Below are 17,146 nucleotides of genomic sequence, written 5' to 3' on the forward strand. Positions count from 1 at the left end.
CCCGTTCGTCCTCGCTCCCGGTGGGACGATTAGACCTGCATGATCTCTTGTTCTTTGGTTTTCAAGGCTTCGTCGACGCGCTTGATCGCTTCGTCCGTAAACTTCTGGACCTCGGTCTCCATCCGCCGCTGCTCGTCCTGCGTGATGGCGCTGTCTTTCTCGGCCTTCTTCAGGTCGTCGTTGGCCTCGCGGCGCACGTTGCGGATGGCGATTTTCTGCTGCTCGGCGTACTTGCCGGCGATCTTCGCCAGGTCCTTGCGGCGCTCCTCGGTCAGCGGCGGGATCGGCACGCGCAGGCTTTGGCCGTCGACGACCGGGTTCAGGCCCAGGCCCGCGTTGCGGATAGCCTTCTCGACCGAGACCACCAGGCCGCGGTCCCAGATGTTGACGCTGATCGAGCGCGGCTCGGGCACGCTGACCGAGCCGACCGTATTCAGCGGGACGGTGGAGCCGTAGGCGTCGACCATCACCTGATCCAGCAGCCCCGCGGACGCGCGCCCGGTCCGCAGGCTCGAGAACTCGTCCTTCAGGGTCGAGATCGCCTTGTCCATGCGATCGCGATACTTGCTGAGAACCGGCTTTTCCGCAGCCATAGGATCTTCTCCTAAGATATTGGTCTAATTCGGCGAATGGTCAGGCGATCGTCGTGAAGACGCCCTGCCCCTTCAGCACTTTGAAGAAGTTGCCCCGTTCGCGGATCGAAAAGACCACGATCGGGATTTGATTGTCACGCATCAGGGCGATGGCCGAGGCGTCCATGACCCGCAGGTCCTTGGCCAGCACTTCCTGGTAGCTCAGCGTCTCGTAGCGCTGCGCGCTCGGATCCTTCTTGGGGTCGGCGGTATAGACGCCGTCGACGCTGGTGCCCTTGAACAGCGCGTCGCAACCCATCTCGGCCGTCCGCAGCGCCGCCGGCGTGTCGGTGGTGAAGAACGGCGCGCCCAGCCCGGCCGCGAAGATCACCACCCGGCCTTTTTCCAGATGCCGCAACGCGCGGCGTCGGATGTACGGCTCGCACACCGCTTCCATCGGGATCGCCGACTGCACGCGGGTGTAGACGCCGATCTTCTCGAGCGCGCCCTGCAGGGCCAGGGCGTTCATCACCGTGGCCAGCATGCCCATATAGTCGGCGTTGGCCCGGTCCATGCCCTTCCCGGCCAGCGAGACGCCCCGGAAGATGTTGCCGCCGCCGATCACCAGGCAGAGCTCGATGCCGTGATCGACCACTTCCTTGATGTCTTCGGCCACCGCCTCGATCGTCTTGGTGTCGATGCCGAAGAGCGCGTCGCCCATCAGGACCTCGCCCGACATCTTCAAGAGGATCTTCTTGTAGCGGGGCTTGGCTTCGGACATTGCGGCTTCCGTGGAGAATCTGGCTGGGTACTACATAAACCAAGGGCGCCGTACGCGTCGAACGTACGGCGCCCCCTGGGACGCTTATTTGGGCTTGATCAGCCTTGGCCGGTCATCGACGCCACTTCGGCGGCGAAGTCGTCCTGCTTCTTTTCCACGCCTTCGCCCAGGGCGAAGCGCACGAACGCCTTCACGGCGACCGGCGCGCCGGTTTCCTTGGCGGTTTCGGCGATCAACTGCTCGATGGTCTGATCCGGGTTCATGACGAAGGGCTGCTTCAGCAGCACCACTTCTTCCTGCCATTTGCGGATCCGGCCTTCGATCATCTTCTCGACGACGGCCAGCGGCTTGCCCGATTCCAGAGCCTGATCGGTCAGGAACTTCTTTTCCTTCTCGACGGCGGCCGGATCGAGGTCGCCCTCGTTCAGGGCCAGCGGCGGGGTCGGGGTGCCGGCGACGTGCAGAGCGATCTTGCGGCCGACTTCCTTCAGCACGGCCTGATCGCCAGCCCCTTCCAGGGCCACGAGCACGCCCAGACGGCCGACGCCTTCACCCTGCGCGTTGTGCAGGTAGAGGGCCACGGCGCCTTCGCTGACCGACAGACGGGCCGAACGACGCAGACGCATGTTCTCGCCGATCGTCGCGATCAGGTTGGTGATCACGTCGCTGACGACTTCGCCCTTGGCCGTCTTGGCCGCGGTGATAGCCTCGACGCCCTCGATGCTCAGACCGACGTCCGCGAAGTCGCGAGCGGCGTTCTGGAACAGCTCGTTCTTCGACACGAAGTCGGTCTCGGCGTTCAGCTCGACCAGCACGCCGGTCTTGCCGTCGGCGCTCAGCTTGCCGGCCACCAGGCCTTCAGCCGCAGCGCGGTCCGACTTCTTGGCGGCCTTCGAGAGGCCCTTGGTGCGCAGCCAATCGACGGCCGCTTCCATATCGCCGTTGTTTTCCTGCAAGGCCTTCTTGCAGTCCATCATGCCGGCGCCGGATTTTTCGCGCAGGTCCTTGACCAGCGCAGCGGTGATTTCCGCCATGGTCAGCTCCTTATCAGTCAGAATGGGTTTGACCGGACCCTGATAGGGCCCGGCCATGATCGTTTTTCGTCAAGCTGGGAAAGACGCCAAAAAGCGTCTTAGCCGGCTTGTTCCTGGTCCGCGGTCGGAGCCTCGGCGGCCGGGGCCGCTTCCGGCTCCGGCGTAAGCTCTCGGGCCAGGGTCGGCTCGACCGGCGCCACCGAGGCGCCCAGGTCCACGCCAGCGGCCGATTGGCCGGCGGCAAGGCCGTCGAGGACGGCGTCGGCCATCAGGTCGCAGTACAGCTGGATCGCGCGGGCGGCGTCGTCGTTACCCGGGATCGGGTAGGTGATGCCGTCCGGATCGCAGTTGGTGTCCAGGATCGCGATGACCGGGATGTTCAGCTTGCGGGCTTCCTGGATGGCGATCGACTCCTTGTTGGTGTCGATCACGAACATCAGGTCGGGAATGCCGCCCATGTCCTTGATGCCGCCCAGGCTGAGCTCGAGCTTGTCGCGCTCGCGGGTCATCTGCAGCAGTTCTTTCTTGCTGCGGCCCTGGCCCTGACCTTCGCCGTCGAGCAGGCCTTCCAGCTCGCGCAGGCGTTGGATCGAACCTGAAACGGTGCGCCAATTGGTGAGCGTGCCGCCCAGCCAACGGTGGTTCACGTAGTACTGGGCGCTGCGCTTGGCGGCCGTCGCGATCGGCTCCGAGGCCTGACGCTTGGTGCCGACGAACAGCACGCGACCGCCGCCGGCGGCGACTTCACGAACCTTCACCAGGGCTTGGTGCAGCAGCGGGATCGACTGCGAGAGGTCGATGATGTGGATGTTCGACCGCGAACCGAAGATGTAGCGGTCCATCTTCGGGTTCCAGCGATGGGTCTGGTGACCGAAGTGGGCGCCAGCTTCCAGGAGCTGACGCATGGAGAATTCAGGAAGCGCCATCGGCTTTTCGTCCTTTTTCCGGTTAACCGCCGCAGGCAAACCCTCCAGATGGAGGACCGGAATGGGTATGGCGGGATGTCTCCCCGCACATCGCCAAACACCTGCGTGTGGAATGAAGCGCCAAATAGGGGCTGAACGCAGAAAATGCAAGCCATCGCGCCCCGCCGGCTTGGCCGGCGCTTGCGTGAGCGCCCGCCCCGTCGCATCCTGAAGTCGCAGGAGGGGCCCATGACACCTATCATAGCGTTCGGTTTGGGCCTTGGCGTGCTGGCCCAGGGCACGTTCGGCGCAGGCGGCACGCTGAAACCTCAACCGGGGACATGGGGCCCTGCGCCGGCTGTCCAGCCCTACACGCCGCCGACGTACGGCGCTCCTGCACCGGCGCAGCGCAGCGCCCGGCCTAGCTCCGCGCCGCCGGCCTTTCCGGCGCCTCCGAAGCCGCCCAAGGCGCCGGAAATGTATCAGCCGCCGAACTTCAAACCCTACAAGCCGGGCGTCTCGCCCTACTCCGACCGCGGCGGCGTCAACGCCCACCCCAAGCCGGCGAAGCCGCCCGGCTATATCGAGCTGCCCTAGATATCTTCGACGAAGACCACGCCCGGCGCGGTCTTCAGGGCGCCGCGAACCGAGACGTCCAGGCTGAACCGCCCCGGCAGCTTGAGTTCGATCTCGCGGCCGCGGTCGATATTGGCGACCAGGATGATCTCCCCGCCCCGCGGGTTGGCCACGTTCTCCAGTCGCTTCTTCAGCGCCTCAATCTCGGCGCTGCGCGGCGCCACGTGCACGCGCAGACCGGCCACCGCATTCTCCACGGCCTTATCGACCGGCTCGGCGTCGTCGCCGAAGAACCGCACCTCCCCGTCCCGCGCCTTGGCCCGCACCTTGAGGGCGACGGCCTTGCCGGGCTCCAGCAGATCGCGGCACTTGCGCAGCGACTCCGGCGGGAACAGCACCTCGTACTCGCCCGTCGGATCCGACAGCGTCACGAAGGCGAACTTCTCGCCGCTCGACTGCGACGCCCGCTCCTGCTTGCGGCGTACGACGCCGGCCATCCGGAACGCCTCGGCGCCCGCTTCGGCCTTTGGGATCACATCGGCGAGCAGGTCCGTCCGCCGTCGGCGCAACGCGGTGACCATGTCGTCGAGCGGGTGGCCGGACAGATAGAAGCCCACCGCCGCGAGTTCCTCGTCCAGGCGCTGGACCGGGGTCCAGGGCTCAGCCTTGGGAATACGCGGCCGCTGCGCCTCGGCCTGGTCGCCTCCGAACAGCGAACCTTGCGACGACGCCCGGTCGGCGGCCATGCTCTGGCCGTGCCCGACCAGCACGTCTGCGGCCGCGACCAGCTGAGCGCGGTCCGGATGGATGGAATCGAAGGCGCCGGCCCGCGCCAAGGTCTCGAAGGCCCGCTTGTTGACCTGCTTGGGGTCCACGCGCTCCACGAAATCGAAGATATCGCAGAACGGTCCGCCCGCTTTGCGGACTTCGACCACGTGCTCCATCGCCTGCAGACCGACATTGCGGATGCCGCCCAGCGCGTAGAGGACCTCGCCGTTCTCGACCTCGAAGTCGGCGGAGCAGAGGTTCACGTCCGGGCTGCGCACCTTCACCCCGAACCGCTTGGCGTCCTGGTAGAAGACCGCCAGCTTGTCGGTGTTCGAGATATCGAGGCTCATCGAGGCCGCGAAGAACTCGACCGGGGTGTTCGCCTTCAGCCAGGCCGTTTGGTACGACACGTAGGCGTAGGCCGCCGCGTGGCTCTTGTTGAAGCCGTAGCCCGCGAACTTGTCCACCAGGTCGAAGATCGAACCGGCTTGCTCGGCCGGCACGCCCTTGGCCTCGGCGCCGGAGACGAACCTGGCGCGCTGCAGGTCCATCTCCTCCTTCTTCTTCTTGCCCATCGCCCGGCGCAGAAGGTCGGCTTCGCCGAGCGAGTAGCCCGCCAGGATCTGGGCGATCTGCATCACCTGTTCCTGGTAGACGATGATGCCGTAGGTCTCCTTCAGCACCGGCTCCAGGCTTGGGTGCATGTAGTCGATGGGCTTGCGGCCGAACTTGCAGTCGATGAAGGCCGGGATGTTGTCCATCGGACCCGGCCGGTACAGCGACACGACGGCGGTGACGTCCTCCAGCGAGCCCGGCCGCAGCTGGCGCAGGGTGTCGCGCATGCACTGGCCTTCAAGCTGGAACACCCCGACCGTGCCGCCGTTCGACATCACCTCGTAGGCGGCGGCGTCCGTCACCCCGAGCGTCGCGAAATCAACGTGCTCGCCGCGCTTGCGCAGGAACTTCACCGCCCTGTCGATCACAGTCAGCGTCTTAAGGCCCAGGAAGTCGAACTTCACCAGCCCGGCGCTTTCGACCCACTTCATGTTGAACTGGGTGGCGGGCAGCTCCGAGCGCGGATCGCGATAGAGCGGGGTCAGCTCGGTCAGCGGCCGGTCGCCGATCACCACGCCGGCGGCGTGGGTCGACGCGTTGCGGTACAGGCCTTCGAGCTGCAGCGCCGTCTCCAGCAACTGCCTGACCGCCTCGTCCTCCTCCTTGGCCTGGCGCAGACGCGGCTCGATTTCGATCGCCTTGGCCAGCGTCACCGGGTTGGCCGGGTTGGCCGGAACCATCTTGGCCAGGCGGTCGACCAGGCCCAACGGCAGTTGCAGCACCCGCCCCACGTCGCGCAGCACGGCGCGCGCCTGCAGGGTGCCGAACGTGATGATCTGCGCCACCCGATCACGGCCGTAGTGCTTCTGCACGTAGCTAATGACCTCTTCCCGGCGCTCCTGGCAGAAGTCGATATCGAAGTCGGGCATCGACACCCGCTCCGGGTTCAGGAAGCGCTCGAACAGCAGGCCATAACGCAGCGGGTCGAGATCGGTGATGGTCAGGGCGTAGGCGACCAGCGACCCCGCGCCCGAACCCCGGCCCGGACCGACCGGGATGTCGTGGGCCTTGGCCCACTTGATGAAGTCCGAAACGATCAGGAAGTAGCCGGGGAACCCCATCTGGGTGATGACCCCGATCTCACGCTCCAGCCGCGCTTCGTACTCCTCGACCGGCAGGGCGTCGGCCTGACCGCCGGCGATCCGCGCCTTCAGTCCCTCGCGCGCCTGGTGCGCCAGTTCATCGGCCTCCGAACGCCCGGCGCCGGTGTCGAAGCGCGGCAGGATCGGGTCGCGCTTCTTGACCATGAAGGCGCAGCGTCGGGCGATATCGAGAGTGTTGTCGCAGGCTTCCGGCAGGTCGGCGAACAGCGCCCGCATGTCGGCGGCCGGCTTGAACCAGTGCTCTGGCGTCACCCGCCGGCGCTCGTCCTGCATGATGAACGCGCCGTCGGCGATGCACAGCAGCGCCTCGTGCGCCTCGTACATGGCCGGCTTGGCGAAGTAGACGTCGTTGGTCGCGACCAACGGGATGTCGTTGTCGTAGGCGAACGCCACCAGTTCGCCCTCGGCGGCGGCCTGCGCAGGCAGGCCGTGCCGCTGTAGCTCGACATAGAACCGGTCGCCGAACACCCGCGCCATCTCAGCCAGCGCGGCCTTGCCCTCTGGGATCTTGCCCGCGGCCAGCAGCGGATCGACGGGGCCGTCGACGCCGCCGGACAACAGGATCAGGCCCTCGGCGCGCTCGGCCACCTTCGACCAGGCCACCGATACGTCCTCGCTGCCGTCGGCCTCCAGGTAGCAGAGCGACGAGAGTTCGCTGAGATTGAGGTACCCGACCTCGCTCTGGGCCAGCAGGACGATGGTCGGGATTTTGGCCCAGCGCTCGGTCTGACCGCCGCCGATGCCGGTGACCGGCAATGCGCAGCCGATGATCGGCTGGACGCCGGCGTCCTTGCTGGTGACCGAAAACTCGAGCGCGCCGTAGAGATTGGCCCGGTCGGTCAGCGCCACCGCCGGCATTTCCGAGGCCTTGGCCAGCCCGCTGACCTTGTCGGCCTTGATCGCGCCCTCAAGCAGCGAATAGGCGGAGCGAACCCGCAGGTGGACGAAGCCGTCGTTACCCGCGTCGCTCACTCTCGCACCTCCGAAGTCACGCCGCGTACTGGGCCACCGCGCACATCATCCAGACAAAGCCTGCAACCGACACAAAGGCCAGCGATTCCCGAGCCAAGCGAACCATCTGCGACGTCCTCACTGTGGATGTTCTATAATCGTTCTTATTTCCCTTTTTGTTCTCATCGTCAAGCGGTTTAGTCTCCCGCCCGCACGGAGGCTCGAATGGAACAGAGACTGTCCCTCATCACCCTGGGCGTGGACGACCTCGCCCGCTCGCGAACGTTCTTTGAAGACGGGCTCGGCTGGCGTCCGGGCACGGTGGCCGAAGGGGTCTGCTTCTATCAACTGCCCGGACTGGGTCTGGCGCTGTTCGGCCGCGAAGACCTCGCCGAGGATGCGCAACGGCCGGTGGACGGCCGCTTCTCAGGCATCACCCTGGCGATCAACGAACGCTCACGCGCCGAGGTCGACGCGACCTTCGCCCAGGCGCTCGCCGCCGGCGCCACGGCGCTCAAGGCGCCGCAAGAGGTGTTTTGGGGCGGCTATTCCGGCTACTTCGCGGACCTCGACGGCCACACCTGGGAAGTGGCGCATAATCCTGGCTGCACGATCAACGAGGACGGCGCGACGACCTTCGCCGCCGACTAGAGCTTCTGCTCTTCCAGATGGCCGTCCTTCAGCGCCAGAACCCGGTCCATATGCTTGGCCAGTTCGAGGTTGTGGGTCGCGACCAGCGCGGCGACGCCTTCCTGGCGGGCCAGGGCGTAGAGGCTGTCGAACACCGCGGCCGACGTATGCGGGTCCAGGTTGCCGGTCGGCTCGTCGGCCAGCAGCAGCCTGGGCGAGTTGGCCAGCGCCCGGGCGATCGCCACGCGCTGCTGCTCGCCCCCTGACATCTGCGCCGGCTGGTGATCGACGCGTTCGGCCAGCCCGAGGTTAGACAGCAAGCTCCTCGCCCGATCCCGCGCCGCCTTGCGCGAACGGCCGGCGATCATCTGCGGGAGGGCGACATTGTCGAGGGCGGTGAACTCGGCCAGCAGGTGGTGCGCCTGATAGACGAAGCCGATGGTCGCCAGTCGCACGCGCGTGCGCTGGCGGTCGCTGAGGTCCGAACAGTCGCGCCCCTCGATGACGATCCGCCCCTCGTCCGGGTGCTCAAGCAGGCCGGCGGCGTGAAGCAACGAGGACTTGCCAGACCCTGACGGGCCGATCAGCCCGACGATCTCGCCGGGGCGCACGTCGAGGTCGGCGCCGCTGAGGACGGTCAGGGTCTTGTCGCCGCTCTTGTAGGTCCGGCGCAGGCCCCGGATGGACAGCACGGGGTCACTCATAGCGAAGCGCTTCCACCGGATCGAGACGCGAGGCCCGCCAGGCCGGCGGCAGGGTCGCCAGGAACGACATGGCCAGGGCCCAGAACGTGATCACCGACACTTCCTGCCAGTCGATCTTCGCCGGAATGCGGGTCAGGAAGTAGATGTCCGAGTTGAACACTTCCGCGCCGGTCGCCCATTCCACGAACTGCTGGATCTCGCCGATGAAGATGCAGAACAGCGAGCCGATGAGCAGGCCGGCGATGGTGCCGAGCACCCCCACCGCGGCCCCTGACATGAAGAATATGCGCAGGATCGAGCCCTGCCCTGCGCCCATGGTGCGCAGGATAGCGATGTCGCGGCCCTTGTTTTTCACCAGCATGACCAGGCCGGAGATGATGTTCATCGCCGCGATCGCCACCAGCATCATCAGGATCAGGCGCATGACGTTGCGTTCGACCTTCAGCGCGCCCCAGTAGGCCGAGTTCTTCTCGGTCCAGTCGGTGACCAGCGCCGCCCCGCCGGCAGCCCTGGCCACCGCTCCCTTCATGGCGATCGCCTTGTCGGGGTCCTGCAGCTTGATCTCGAGATAGTCGATGCTGTTGTCGCGGCCGAAGAACAGCTGGGCCTGCTCCAGCGGCATGTAAATGAAAGCCTGGTCGTACTCGCTCATCCCGACGGTGAAGGTTCCCGCCACCGTGTAGGTCTTGCGCAGCGGCGTGGCGCCGAACGCGGTCGCGCCCCCGCTCGGCGAGATCAGACTGAGCTCGTCCCCCGGCCCGACCCCCAGCGCCTGTGCGAGCCTGTCCCCGACCATGACGTAATCGCCGCCATACTCGCCCTCGTCGAACCCGGCCATCGACCCGCGGGTGATGTTCTCGGAGACGATCTTCGTGGCCTTCAGGTCCTTGGCCGTCGTGCCCCGCACGATGGCGCCGCTGATCTGGCCTGCCCCCAGCGCCATCGCTTGGGCCTCGACGACCGGCGTCACCTGAACCACGCCCGGCAGATCCGAGATCCGCTTGATCACCGCCTCGCGGTCCGGGTCGGTCAGCACGCCGCCGGTGACATAGAGGTGACCGCTAAAGCCCAGCATCCGCGACAGCAGCTCGGCCCGGAAGCCGTTCATGACGCTCATCACGATGATCAACACCGCCACCGCCAGCATGATCCCGACGAACGAGATGATCGAGATCAGCGCCACCCCGCCCTGGCTGCGCTTGGCGCGCAGATAGCGGGCCGCCACGGAGCGTTCCCATTGGCCAAAGGGCGGCGCACGGCCATTCAGCGTCCCGTTGGTCGTGGTCACGCGGCGACCGCTCCGGCGGACGTAGGACTCGATAGATGCATGCCTGGGAAGATGTCCCGATCCTGTGCGGCCGTCACGGCCCGTTCGCCAGCTTTGCCATGTTAGCGGAGCGAAAAGAAGGCCGCCCAGTCAGCGGACGGCCTTCAAGTTATCGGGGAAAACGCCACGGACGGCCAGATGGCTGCCTGTGTCTGCGCCCAGGAGTAACCGAAGCTACGTCCCGTCCCCGCGTCCCTCGCGGCGGCGGCCGGCCAAATTTCTCATTCGCCCAAATCTTGTGCGAGCAGGCTAGCTCGCCGCCCAATCTCCGCTCGCGCCTAGCGCCAGCTGGCCGGCACCGGCGGCAGAGTGACCAGCTTGAAGTGAAGGACCAGGAACAGGATCACCCAGAGAATCGTCGAGACGATGGTCGTGGTGACGAATTTCTTCTTGAGCTTCGGATCCACCGGCGCGCCAGGATCGCCGCCGTCGCCCTTGTCGATCCCGGCCTCGGCGTGGCTGGTGACGCCGATCGGCAGGACGGAGAACAGCACGGTCCACCAGATGGTGAAATAGATCGCGATGCCGGTGAAGACAGTCATCAGTGCGCGTCCTTAGGGGATTCCATCAGCTCGACCAGCACCCCGCCCATGTTCTTCGGGTGGACGAAGATCACCGGAGTGCCATGCGCCCCAATCCGCGGCTCGCCAGTCCCCAGCACCGTCGCCCCCTTTGCCCGCATGTCGTCGCGCGCGGCGATAATGTCTGGCACTTCGAAGCACACATGGTGTTGGCCCCCGGCGGGGTTCTTCGCAAGGAAGCCGACAAGCGGCGAATCGTCGCCGAGCGGCTCGATCAGCTCGATCTGACTGTTGGGCAGGTCGACGAAGCAGACATAGACGCCCTGCTCCGGCATCGCCTTGGTCTCGGTGATGTTGGTCGCGCCAAGCACGTCGCGATAGAGCTTCACGGACTCGGCGATGGAGGGGGTTGCAACCCCGACGTGGTTCAGTCTTCCGATCATGACAGCCCTATAGACCTCTCCGAGACGCCGCGCGAGATCACGCTACGGCGCCCATGTCAGATCCGCAGGACCGTCGTCTCCACGACCGGCCGCTTGCCCCAGATCCGCTGACTGGCCTTCTTCACCGCCCGGGACATCACGGTCTCGACTTCGTCGTCGAGTTCGCGCTCCTCGCCTTGCAGCCGGGCCAGCGCCTGACGGGCTTCCTTGGCCAGATCGTCGAGCACCTCGTCCATCGGATAGTCGTCGTCGGCCGGTAGACCGAGCGCACGCACCTGGGGTCCTGCGGCGACCTTGCCGCGGCCGTCCAGCACCACGCTGACGGCCAGCACGCCGTTGTAGGCGGCGTGGCGACGCTCGCGCAGGGCGTCCCCGTTCTCCGGCGTCAGAACGCCGGCGTCGACATAGATCCGGCCTGCCGGCACTTCGTCGATGATCTCGGCGCGCCCCGGCGCCAGGCGCACCATGTCGCCGTTGCGCGGCGCCACCGACTGCGGAACCTGCAGGTCCTTGGCGAAGGCGGCGTGTTCCAGCAGATGACGGCGCTCGCCATGGGTCGGCACCGCGATCTGCGGCCGCGCCCAGGCGTACATCTGCGCCAGCTCGTCCCGGCACGGATGGCCGGAGACGTGGATCCCCGGATGGTCACGCTCGGTGTAGAGCCGCACTCCACGGTCGGCGAGCCGGTTTTGCAGGTTGCGGATCGGAATCTCGTTGCCCGGAATGACCCGCGAGGAAAACACGCAGGCGTCGCCGGTCCCCAACTTCACGTGCGGGTGCGAACCGTCGGCAATTCGCGACAGCGCCGCACGCGGTTCGCCCTGGCTGCCGGTGCAGAGGTACAGCACCTGGTTGTCCGGCATGGAGGCGGCCTGTTGCTCGGACAGGAACTCGCGCACGCCTTCCAGCAGGCCGACGGACTTCGCCGCGGCGGCCATGCGGTGCATCGAGCGGCCGACCAGGCAGACGCTGCGATCGGCCGCCTCAGCGGCGCGGATGACGCTGTCCATGCGGGCGACGTTCGAGGCGAAGCACGCCACCGCCACCTTGCCCGGCAAGCCGCCGATCAGACCGGCTAGGGCGTCCTTCACGTCAGCTTCCGAGCCGGACTCGCCGTCCACGAAGACGTTGGTGGAGTCGCAGACCATGGCCAGGACGCCCTCGTCGCCCAGCTTCTGGATCGCCGCATCGTCGGTGACCGAGCCCAGCACCGGGTCCGGATCGATCTTCCAGTCGCCTGTGTGCAGGACCGTGCCCAGCGGCGTCCGGATCGCCAGCCCGTTCGGTTCCGGGATCGAATGGGTCAGGGTGATCAGCTCGACCTCGAACGGTCCGAGCTGGATCGTGCCGCTCAGCGGGACCTCGGTGATCTCGGCGTCCGCGCACTCCTCGTTCTCGCGCAGCTTCTCGCGCAGGAGGAAGGCGGTGAACGGCGTCGCGTACAGCGGCGCGCGCAGCTGCGGCCACAGCCACGCCACCGCCCCGATGTGGTCTTCGTGCGCGTGGGTCAGCACGATGCCGACGATGTTCTTGGCGTACTCCCGGATAAACTCCGGGTCAGGCAGGATGATCTCCACGCCAGGCGTGGTCTGGTCGCCGAAGGTGACGCCCAGATCGACCACGATCCATTTGCGCGCATGCGCCGGACCGTAGCCGTAGAGATTGAAGTTCATGCCGATCTCGTTCGAGCCGCCGAGCGGCAGGAAGACGAGTTCGTCTTGGTCTTTTGCTTTCATTACGTCCTTGCCGCCGTGTTCCGGCGGTGAATTTCAAGTAGGCCTCGGATCGTCAGATCCGGGTCAAAATGGTCGATGGCCGTGGTGGCGCCGTGAAACAGCGAGGCGACGCCGCCCGTCGCGATAACGGTCATCGGCTTGTCGCGCTCTGCCTTGATGCGGGCGATCAGGCCCTCAATCAGGGCGACATAGCCCCAGAACACCCCCGACTGCATGGCCCCGACCGTATCGGTCCCGACAACGCGCTGCGGCTTCTGGATCGCAACCCGCGGCAGTTTCGCCGCCGCCGAGTGCAACGCTTCCATAGATAGGTTGATGCCCGGCGCGATGACACCCCCCTCGAAACCGCCGTCCGCGGCGATGACGTCGAAGGTGGTCGCCGTGCCCGAGTCGATGACGATCAGGTCGCCCGGATAGACGATATGGGCGCCCAGGGCGTTGACCAGCCGGTCGGCGCCCGCCTCCGACGGCTTGTCGATGCGCACCTGAATGCCGAGTTCGGCGTTCTCGCCGATCACCAGCGGTTCGACGTGCAGGTAGCGCCGCGCTAGGTTGCGCAGGTTGAAGATCGACTGCGGCACCACGCTGGAGATGATGCAGGAGTCGAGCACGCCGAACTGCAGCCCCGCCATGTGCAGCAGCTGCGAGAGCCAGACCGCATACTCGTCGGCCGTGCGGCTGGAGTCGGTAGCCGCCCGCCACTGAGCAATCCAGGACTCGCCGTCATGGACCGCGAACAGGGTGTTGGTGTTGCCTTGCTCGATCGCCAGAAGCATCGCTTCACGCCTCTCCGAAGAAAACGTCCCCGGCGGTGATACGCATCACCGCCCCGTCGTCCAATCGCAGCCGCAACGCCCCGTCCAGGTCGAGACCTTCGGCGATGCCCGTGTGAGTCTGATTGGGCAGACGCGCCACGCACGTCTCGCCCAGGCCCTGCGCGACCTCCGTCCAGCCGCGTGCGATCGGCGCGAAGCCTTCTGCCTGCCAGAGCGCGCGCCAGTGCTCGAACCGAGTCGCCAGGACCTCAAGCGCGTCGGCTGGCGACGGCGGTGGTCCGGCCATGTGATCTGCGAACGCCGTCGCCGGCCGCTCCACGTTGGTCGGCGCATGCGCAAGGTTGATGCCGATGCCGACCGCCAGCCATAGCGTCCCGTCGGGACGGCGGCCGGACTCGACCAGGATTCCGACCGCCTTGCGGCCATGGATCATCACGTCGTTGGGCCATTTCAACCGCGCGGCCCCAGGCCCCAGGCAGGTCTGGGCCAGATCGGCGGCGGCCAGCGCCGCCACGAACGACAGCTGCGCGGCCTCGGCGGCCGGCTTGTCGGTAGTCAGCAGCAGGGTGGCTGCCAGATTGCCGGTAGAGGTCGTCCACGGACGCCCCCTCCGGCCATGGCCGGCGGTCTGCCGCAGGGCGGTGATCCAGACCGGACCGCCCGCCCCCGCCTCGGCGCGCCTGCGCGCCTCGGCGTTGGTGGAGTCCAGTTCGTCGTAGGCTTCGATCGGGGGGTGGGCGCCCACCTAGGACGCGAGCCCGAACGCAGCCGCCGCGGCCTTGGCGAGCGGATCGATGAAGACCAGCGCACCCATCACGACGGGGAAGGTGAACAGCGCGGCGCTGATCGCCACCACCTGGGCTTCGCGCGGGAGTTCGTCGGTCCCGCTCGGCGCGTTGTCGAACCACATTACCTTGATCAAGCGCAGGTAGTAGAACGCGGCGATGACGCTGCCGACCAGGCCGAGGACGGCGGCGATCACGATCATCGGCTGGCCCACGCTCAGCGCCGCCTTGAAGACGTAGAACTTGGCCCAGAAGCCGGAGAACGGCGGCAGGCCGAGCGCCGACAACGAGAACGCCGTCATCGCGAGAGCGATGCCCGGGCGTTCCTTGAACAGTCCGGCCATGTCCGAGATCGTCTCCATCGGCCGGCCGTCGCGCGACAGCGCGGTCAGGCAGGCGAAGAAGCCGGTCACGTCGATCATGTAGAGGACCATGAACACCAGCATCGCCTGCATACCCTCGGGCGTGCCCGCGGCTAGGCCGAGGACGGCGTAGCCGACGTTGGCGATCGACGAGTAGGCCCACAGGCGCTTCAGGTTCTGTTGCGCCAGGCCGGCCAGCGCCCCAACGAAGATCGACAGCAACGCGATGACCACCAGGACCTGACGCCATTGGTCGACCGCCCCGGCGAATCCTTCGGCCAGAACACGGGCGAACAGCACCATGGCCGCCAGCTTCGGAGCACCAGCGAAGAAGGCCACGACCGGGGTCGGGGCGCCTTCGTAGACGTCCGGGGTCCACATGTGGAACGGCGCGGCCGAGACCTTGAAAGCCAGGCCGCAGATCAGGAAGACCAGCCCGAACAGCACGCCGGTGCTTGCGCCGCCCTGCACGACCAGCGCGATCTCATCGAACTTGGTCGAGCCGGCGAAGCCGTAGATCAGCGAGGCGCCGTAGAGCAGCAGGCCCGAGGACAGCGCACCCAGCACGAAGTACTTCAGGCCCGCTTCCGAGGCCTTGGCGTCTTCGCGGTGCATCGCTGCCAGCACGTAGAGCGCCAGCGAGTGCAGTTCGACGCCCATGTAGAGCGAAATCAGGTCGCCGGCCGAGGCCATCATCCCCATGCCGAGCGCGGCCAGGAGGATCAGGATCGGGAACTCGAAGTTGCGGATCGCCTTGCGCTCGAACCACTTCTGGCCAAGCACGATAGCGACAGCGCTGGCCAGATAGATCGCCACCTTGGCGAAGGCCGAGGCGTTGTCGGCGATCAGGCCGCCGGAGAAGCCGCGGCCGATCGGGCCGACCGCAGCGGCCCAGGCCGCGACGATCAGCGCGCCGACCGAGGCGAGCATCAGGGCCGTGGTGGCGCGCGGCGCGAACGCGCCGATCACCAGCAGGCCGAGGGCGCCGATGGCCAGGATCAGTTCCGGCGCGGCGAGAGCGAGGTCTTGGGAAAAGGTCATGTGACTTTAGGTCCTCACCCGCCGATGGCCGCGCGGTAAACCGCGGCGAGATTGTCGACCGAGGCTTGGGTCAGATCGAAGACGGCGGCCGGATAGACGCCGAGGTACAGGGTCATGGCGATCAGCGGCGCGAAGATCGCCACCTCGCGCCAGTCGAGGTCGGTGATGTCGGCCAAGGCCGGGTTGGTGATCTCGCCGAACACCACGCGCTTGTAGAGGGTCAGCGCATAGACGGCCGAGAAGATCACGCCGGTGGCGGCGACGACCGCGGTCCAGGTCGAGATCTCATAGACCCCGACCATGGTGGTGATTTCTCCGATGAAGCCCGAGGTGCCCGGCAGGCCGACATTACCCATGGTGAACAGCAGGAAGGTCGCCGCGTACCAGGGCATGCGGTTCACCAGGCCGCCATAGAAGGCGATCTCGCGGGTGTGCATGCGGTCGTAGACGACACCGACGCAGAGGAAGAGCGCGCCGGAGATCACGCCGTGGCTGAGCATCTGGAAGATCGCGCCCTGCACGCCGATGGCGTTGCCGGCGAAGATCCCCATGGTCACGAAGCCCATGTGGGCGACCGACGAATAGGCGATCAGCTTCTTGATGTCGGTCTGACGGAAGGCGACCAGCGAAGTGTAGACGACGGCGATCACGCTGAGCGCGAAGACCAGCGGCGTGAACAGGTCCGAAGCCAGCGGGAACATCGGCAGCGAGAAGCGCAGGAAGCCATAGCCGCCCATCTTCAGCAGGATGCCCGCCAGGATGACCGAGCCGGCGGTCGGCGCTTCGACGTGGGCGTCGGGCAGCCAGGTGTGCACCGGCCACATCGGCATCTTCACCGCGAACGAGGCGAAGAAGGCCAGCCACAGCCAAGTCTGCAGGTTCTGGTCGAACTTGTAGTTCATGAGTTCGGGGATCGAGGCGGTGCCCGCGACGCTGATCATGACCAGGATGGCCGCCAGCATCAGCACCGAGCCGAGCAGGGTGTAGAGGAAGAACTTGTAGGCCGCATAGACCCGGTTCTTGCCGCCCCAGATGCCGATGATCAGGAACATCGGCACCAGCCCGAATTCGAAGAACAGGTAGAACAGCACCAAGTCCAGCGCGCAGAACACGCCGATGACCAGGGTTTCGAGGATCAGGAACGCGACCATGTAGGCCGGCACCCGCTTGTCGATCGAGAACCACGAGGCCGCGATACAGATCGGCATCAGGAACGCGGTCAGCAGCACGAACAGGATCGAGATTCCGTCCACGCCCATGCGGTAGTGCAGGCCCGCGAACCACGCGTGGTCTTCCACGAACTGGAAGCCCGCATTGGCCGGGTCGTACTGCATCACAAGCAGCACCGACAGCGCGAAGGTCGCCAGCGTGGTCACCAGAGTGATCCACTTCACGGCGCGGATGGTCTGCTCGTCTTCGTGCGAACGGAAGAGACGCAGCAGGATGATCGCCGCCACGCCGACCAGCGGCGTGAACGTCGTCAGGGAGAGAATACCGGTCATGGGATCGCCCTCCC

At 66.4% G+C, this 17,146-nt stretch carries 17 protein-coding genes; 2 read left to right on the top strand and 15 right to left on the bottom strand.

The features are described from left to right. Positions 1-29: 29 nt before the first annotated feature. From frr to rpsB, 4 genes are all read right to left on the bottom strand, one after another. On the bottom strand, positions 30-593 hold the full coding sequence (frr, locus tag GGQ61_RS04565) for a ribosome recycling factor (protein ID WP_183770082.1): 564 nt from the start codon (positions 591-593) through the stop codon (positions 30-32). 40 nt (positions 594-633) lie between these two features. Further along, on the bottom strand, positions 634-1,353 hold the full coding sequence (pyrH, locus tag GGQ61_RS04570; protein WP_183770084.1) for a UMP kinase: 720 nt from the start codon (positions 1,351-1,353) through the stop codon (positions 634-636). Positions 1,354-1,451: 98 nt separating this feature from the next. Continuing rightward, complete coding sequence (tsf, locus tag GGQ61_RS04575; RefSeq protein ID WP_183770086.1) at positions 1,452-2,387, bottom strand: translation elongation factor Ts; 936 nt, start codon at positions 2,385-2,387, stop codon at positions 1,452-1,454. A gap of 98 nt (positions 2,388-2,485) precedes the next feature. Further along, positions 2,486-3,313 (bottom strand): 30S ribosomal protein S2, encoded by an 828-nt coding sequence (gene rpsB / locus GGQ61_RS04580; protein ID WP_183770088.1) that lies wholly within the window; start codon positions 3,311-3,313, stop codon positions 2,486-2,488. Positions 3,314-3,541: 228 nt separating this feature from the next. Between rpsB and GGQ61_RS04585 the strand changes: the two genes are divergently transcribed. Next, positions 3,542-3,889 (top strand): hypothetical protein, encoded by a 348-nt coding sequence (locus tag GGQ61_RS04585; protein WP_183770090.1) that lies wholly within the window; start codon positions 3,542-3,544, stop codon positions 3,887-3,889. Here the strand turns inward: GGQ61_RS04585 and dnaE are convergent. Next, positions 3,886-7,326 (bottom strand): DNA polymerase III subunit alpha, encoded by a 3,441-nt coding sequence (dnaE, locus tag GGQ61_RS04590; protein ID WP_183770092.1) that lies wholly within the window; start codon positions 7,324-7,326, stop codon positions 3,886-3,888. The two genes, GGQ61_RS04585 and dnaE, sit on opposite strands and share 4 nt — an antisense overlap. A 16-nt stretch (positions 7,327-7,342) precedes the next feature. Next, positions 7,343-7,432: a cell division inhibitor SidA gene (gene sidA, locus GGQ61_RS22680; RefSeq protein WP_183770094.1), complete on the bottom strand. Its 90-nt coding sequence runs from the start codon at positions 7,430-7,432 to the stop codon at positions 7,343-7,345. Positions 7,433-7,530: 98 nt separating this feature from the next. On the opposite strand from sidA, the gene GGQ61_RS04600 reads away from it, so the two are divergent. Then, positions 7,531-7,956 (top strand): VOC family protein, encoded by a 426-nt coding sequence (locus tag GGQ61_RS04600; RefSeq protein ID WP_183770096.1) that lies wholly within the window; start codon positions 7,531-7,533, stop codon positions 7,954-7,956. Here GGQ61_RS04600 and GGQ61_RS04605 read toward each other — a convergent pair. From GGQ61_RS04605 to GGQ61_RS04645, 9 genes are all read right to left on the bottom strand, one after another. Further along, positions 7,953-8,639: an ABC transporter ATP-binding protein gene (locus GGQ61_RS04605; RefSeq protein WP_183770098.1), complete on the bottom strand. Its 687-nt coding sequence runs from the start codon at positions 8,637-8,639 to the stop codon at positions 7,953-7,955. The genes GGQ61_RS04600 and GGQ61_RS04605 overlap by 4 nt on opposite strands. Next, positions 8,632-9,927, bottom strand: coding sequence for a lipoprotein-releasing ABC transporter permease subunit (locus GGQ61_RS04610; protein WP_343056026.1), 1,296 nt, complete (start codon positions 9,925-9,927; stop codon positions 8,632-8,634). Before GGQ61_RS04610 ends, GGQ61_RS04605 begins: the two co-directional genes overlap by 8 nt. A gap of 317 nt (positions 9,928-10,244) precedes the next feature. Continuing rightward, the gene (locus GGQ61_RS04615) at positions 10,245-10,508 is read right to left on the bottom strand and encodes a DUF1467 family protein (RefSeq protein WP_183770100.1); all 264 of its coding nucleotides are present in this window, start codon (positions 10,506-10,508) and stop codon (positions 10,245-10,247) included. After that, positions 10,508-10,930, bottom strand: coding sequence for a methylmalonyl-CoA epimerase (gene mce / locus GGQ61_RS04620; protein ID WP_183770102.1), 423 nt, complete (start codon positions 10,928-10,930; stop codon positions 10,508-10,510). The genes GGQ61_RS04615 and mce overlap by 1 nt, the downstream gene beginning before the upstream one ends. Positions 10,931-10,986: 56 nt before the next feature. Beyond that, positions 10,987-12,666: a ribonuclease J gene (locus GGQ61_RS04625; RefSeq protein WP_183770104.1), complete on the bottom strand. Its 1,680-nt coding sequence runs from the start codon at positions 12,664-12,666 to the stop codon at positions 10,987-10,989. Further along, complete coding sequence (locus tag GGQ61_RS04630; protein ID WP_183770106.1) at positions 12,666-13,442, bottom strand: type III pantothenate kinase; 777 nt, start codon at positions 13,440-13,442, stop codon at positions 12,666-12,668. Before GGQ61_RS04630 ends, GGQ61_RS04625 begins: the two co-directional genes overlap by 1 nt. Before the next feature lie 4 nt (positions 13,443-13,446). Then, positions 13,447-14,187: a biotin--[acetyl-CoA-carboxylase] ligase gene (locus GGQ61_RS04635; RefSeq protein WP_183770108.1), complete on the bottom strand. Its 741-nt coding sequence runs from the start codon at positions 14,185-14,187 to the stop codon at positions 13,447-13,449. Next, positions 14,188-15,630, bottom strand: coding sequence for an NADH-quinone oxidoreductase subunit NuoN (gene nuoN / locus GGQ61_RS04640; RefSeq protein ID WP_183770110.1), 1,443 nt, complete (start codon positions 15,628-15,630; stop codon positions 14,188-14,190). A gap of 14 nt (positions 15,631-15,644) precedes the next feature. Further along, positions 15,645-17,132, bottom strand: coding sequence for an NADH-quinone oxidoreductase subunit M (locus GGQ61_RS04645; RefSeq protein ID WP_183770112.1), 1,488 nt, complete (start codon positions 17,130-17,132; stop codon positions 15,645-15,647). Positions 17,133-17,146: the final 14 nt, after the last annotated feature.

The sequence above is a fragment of the Phenylobacterium haematophilum genome, from assembly GCF_014196295.1.
Taxonomy (GTDB): Bacteria; Pseudomonadota; Alphaproteobacteria; order Caulobacterales; family Caulobacteraceae; genus Phenylobacterium; species Phenylobacterium haematophilum.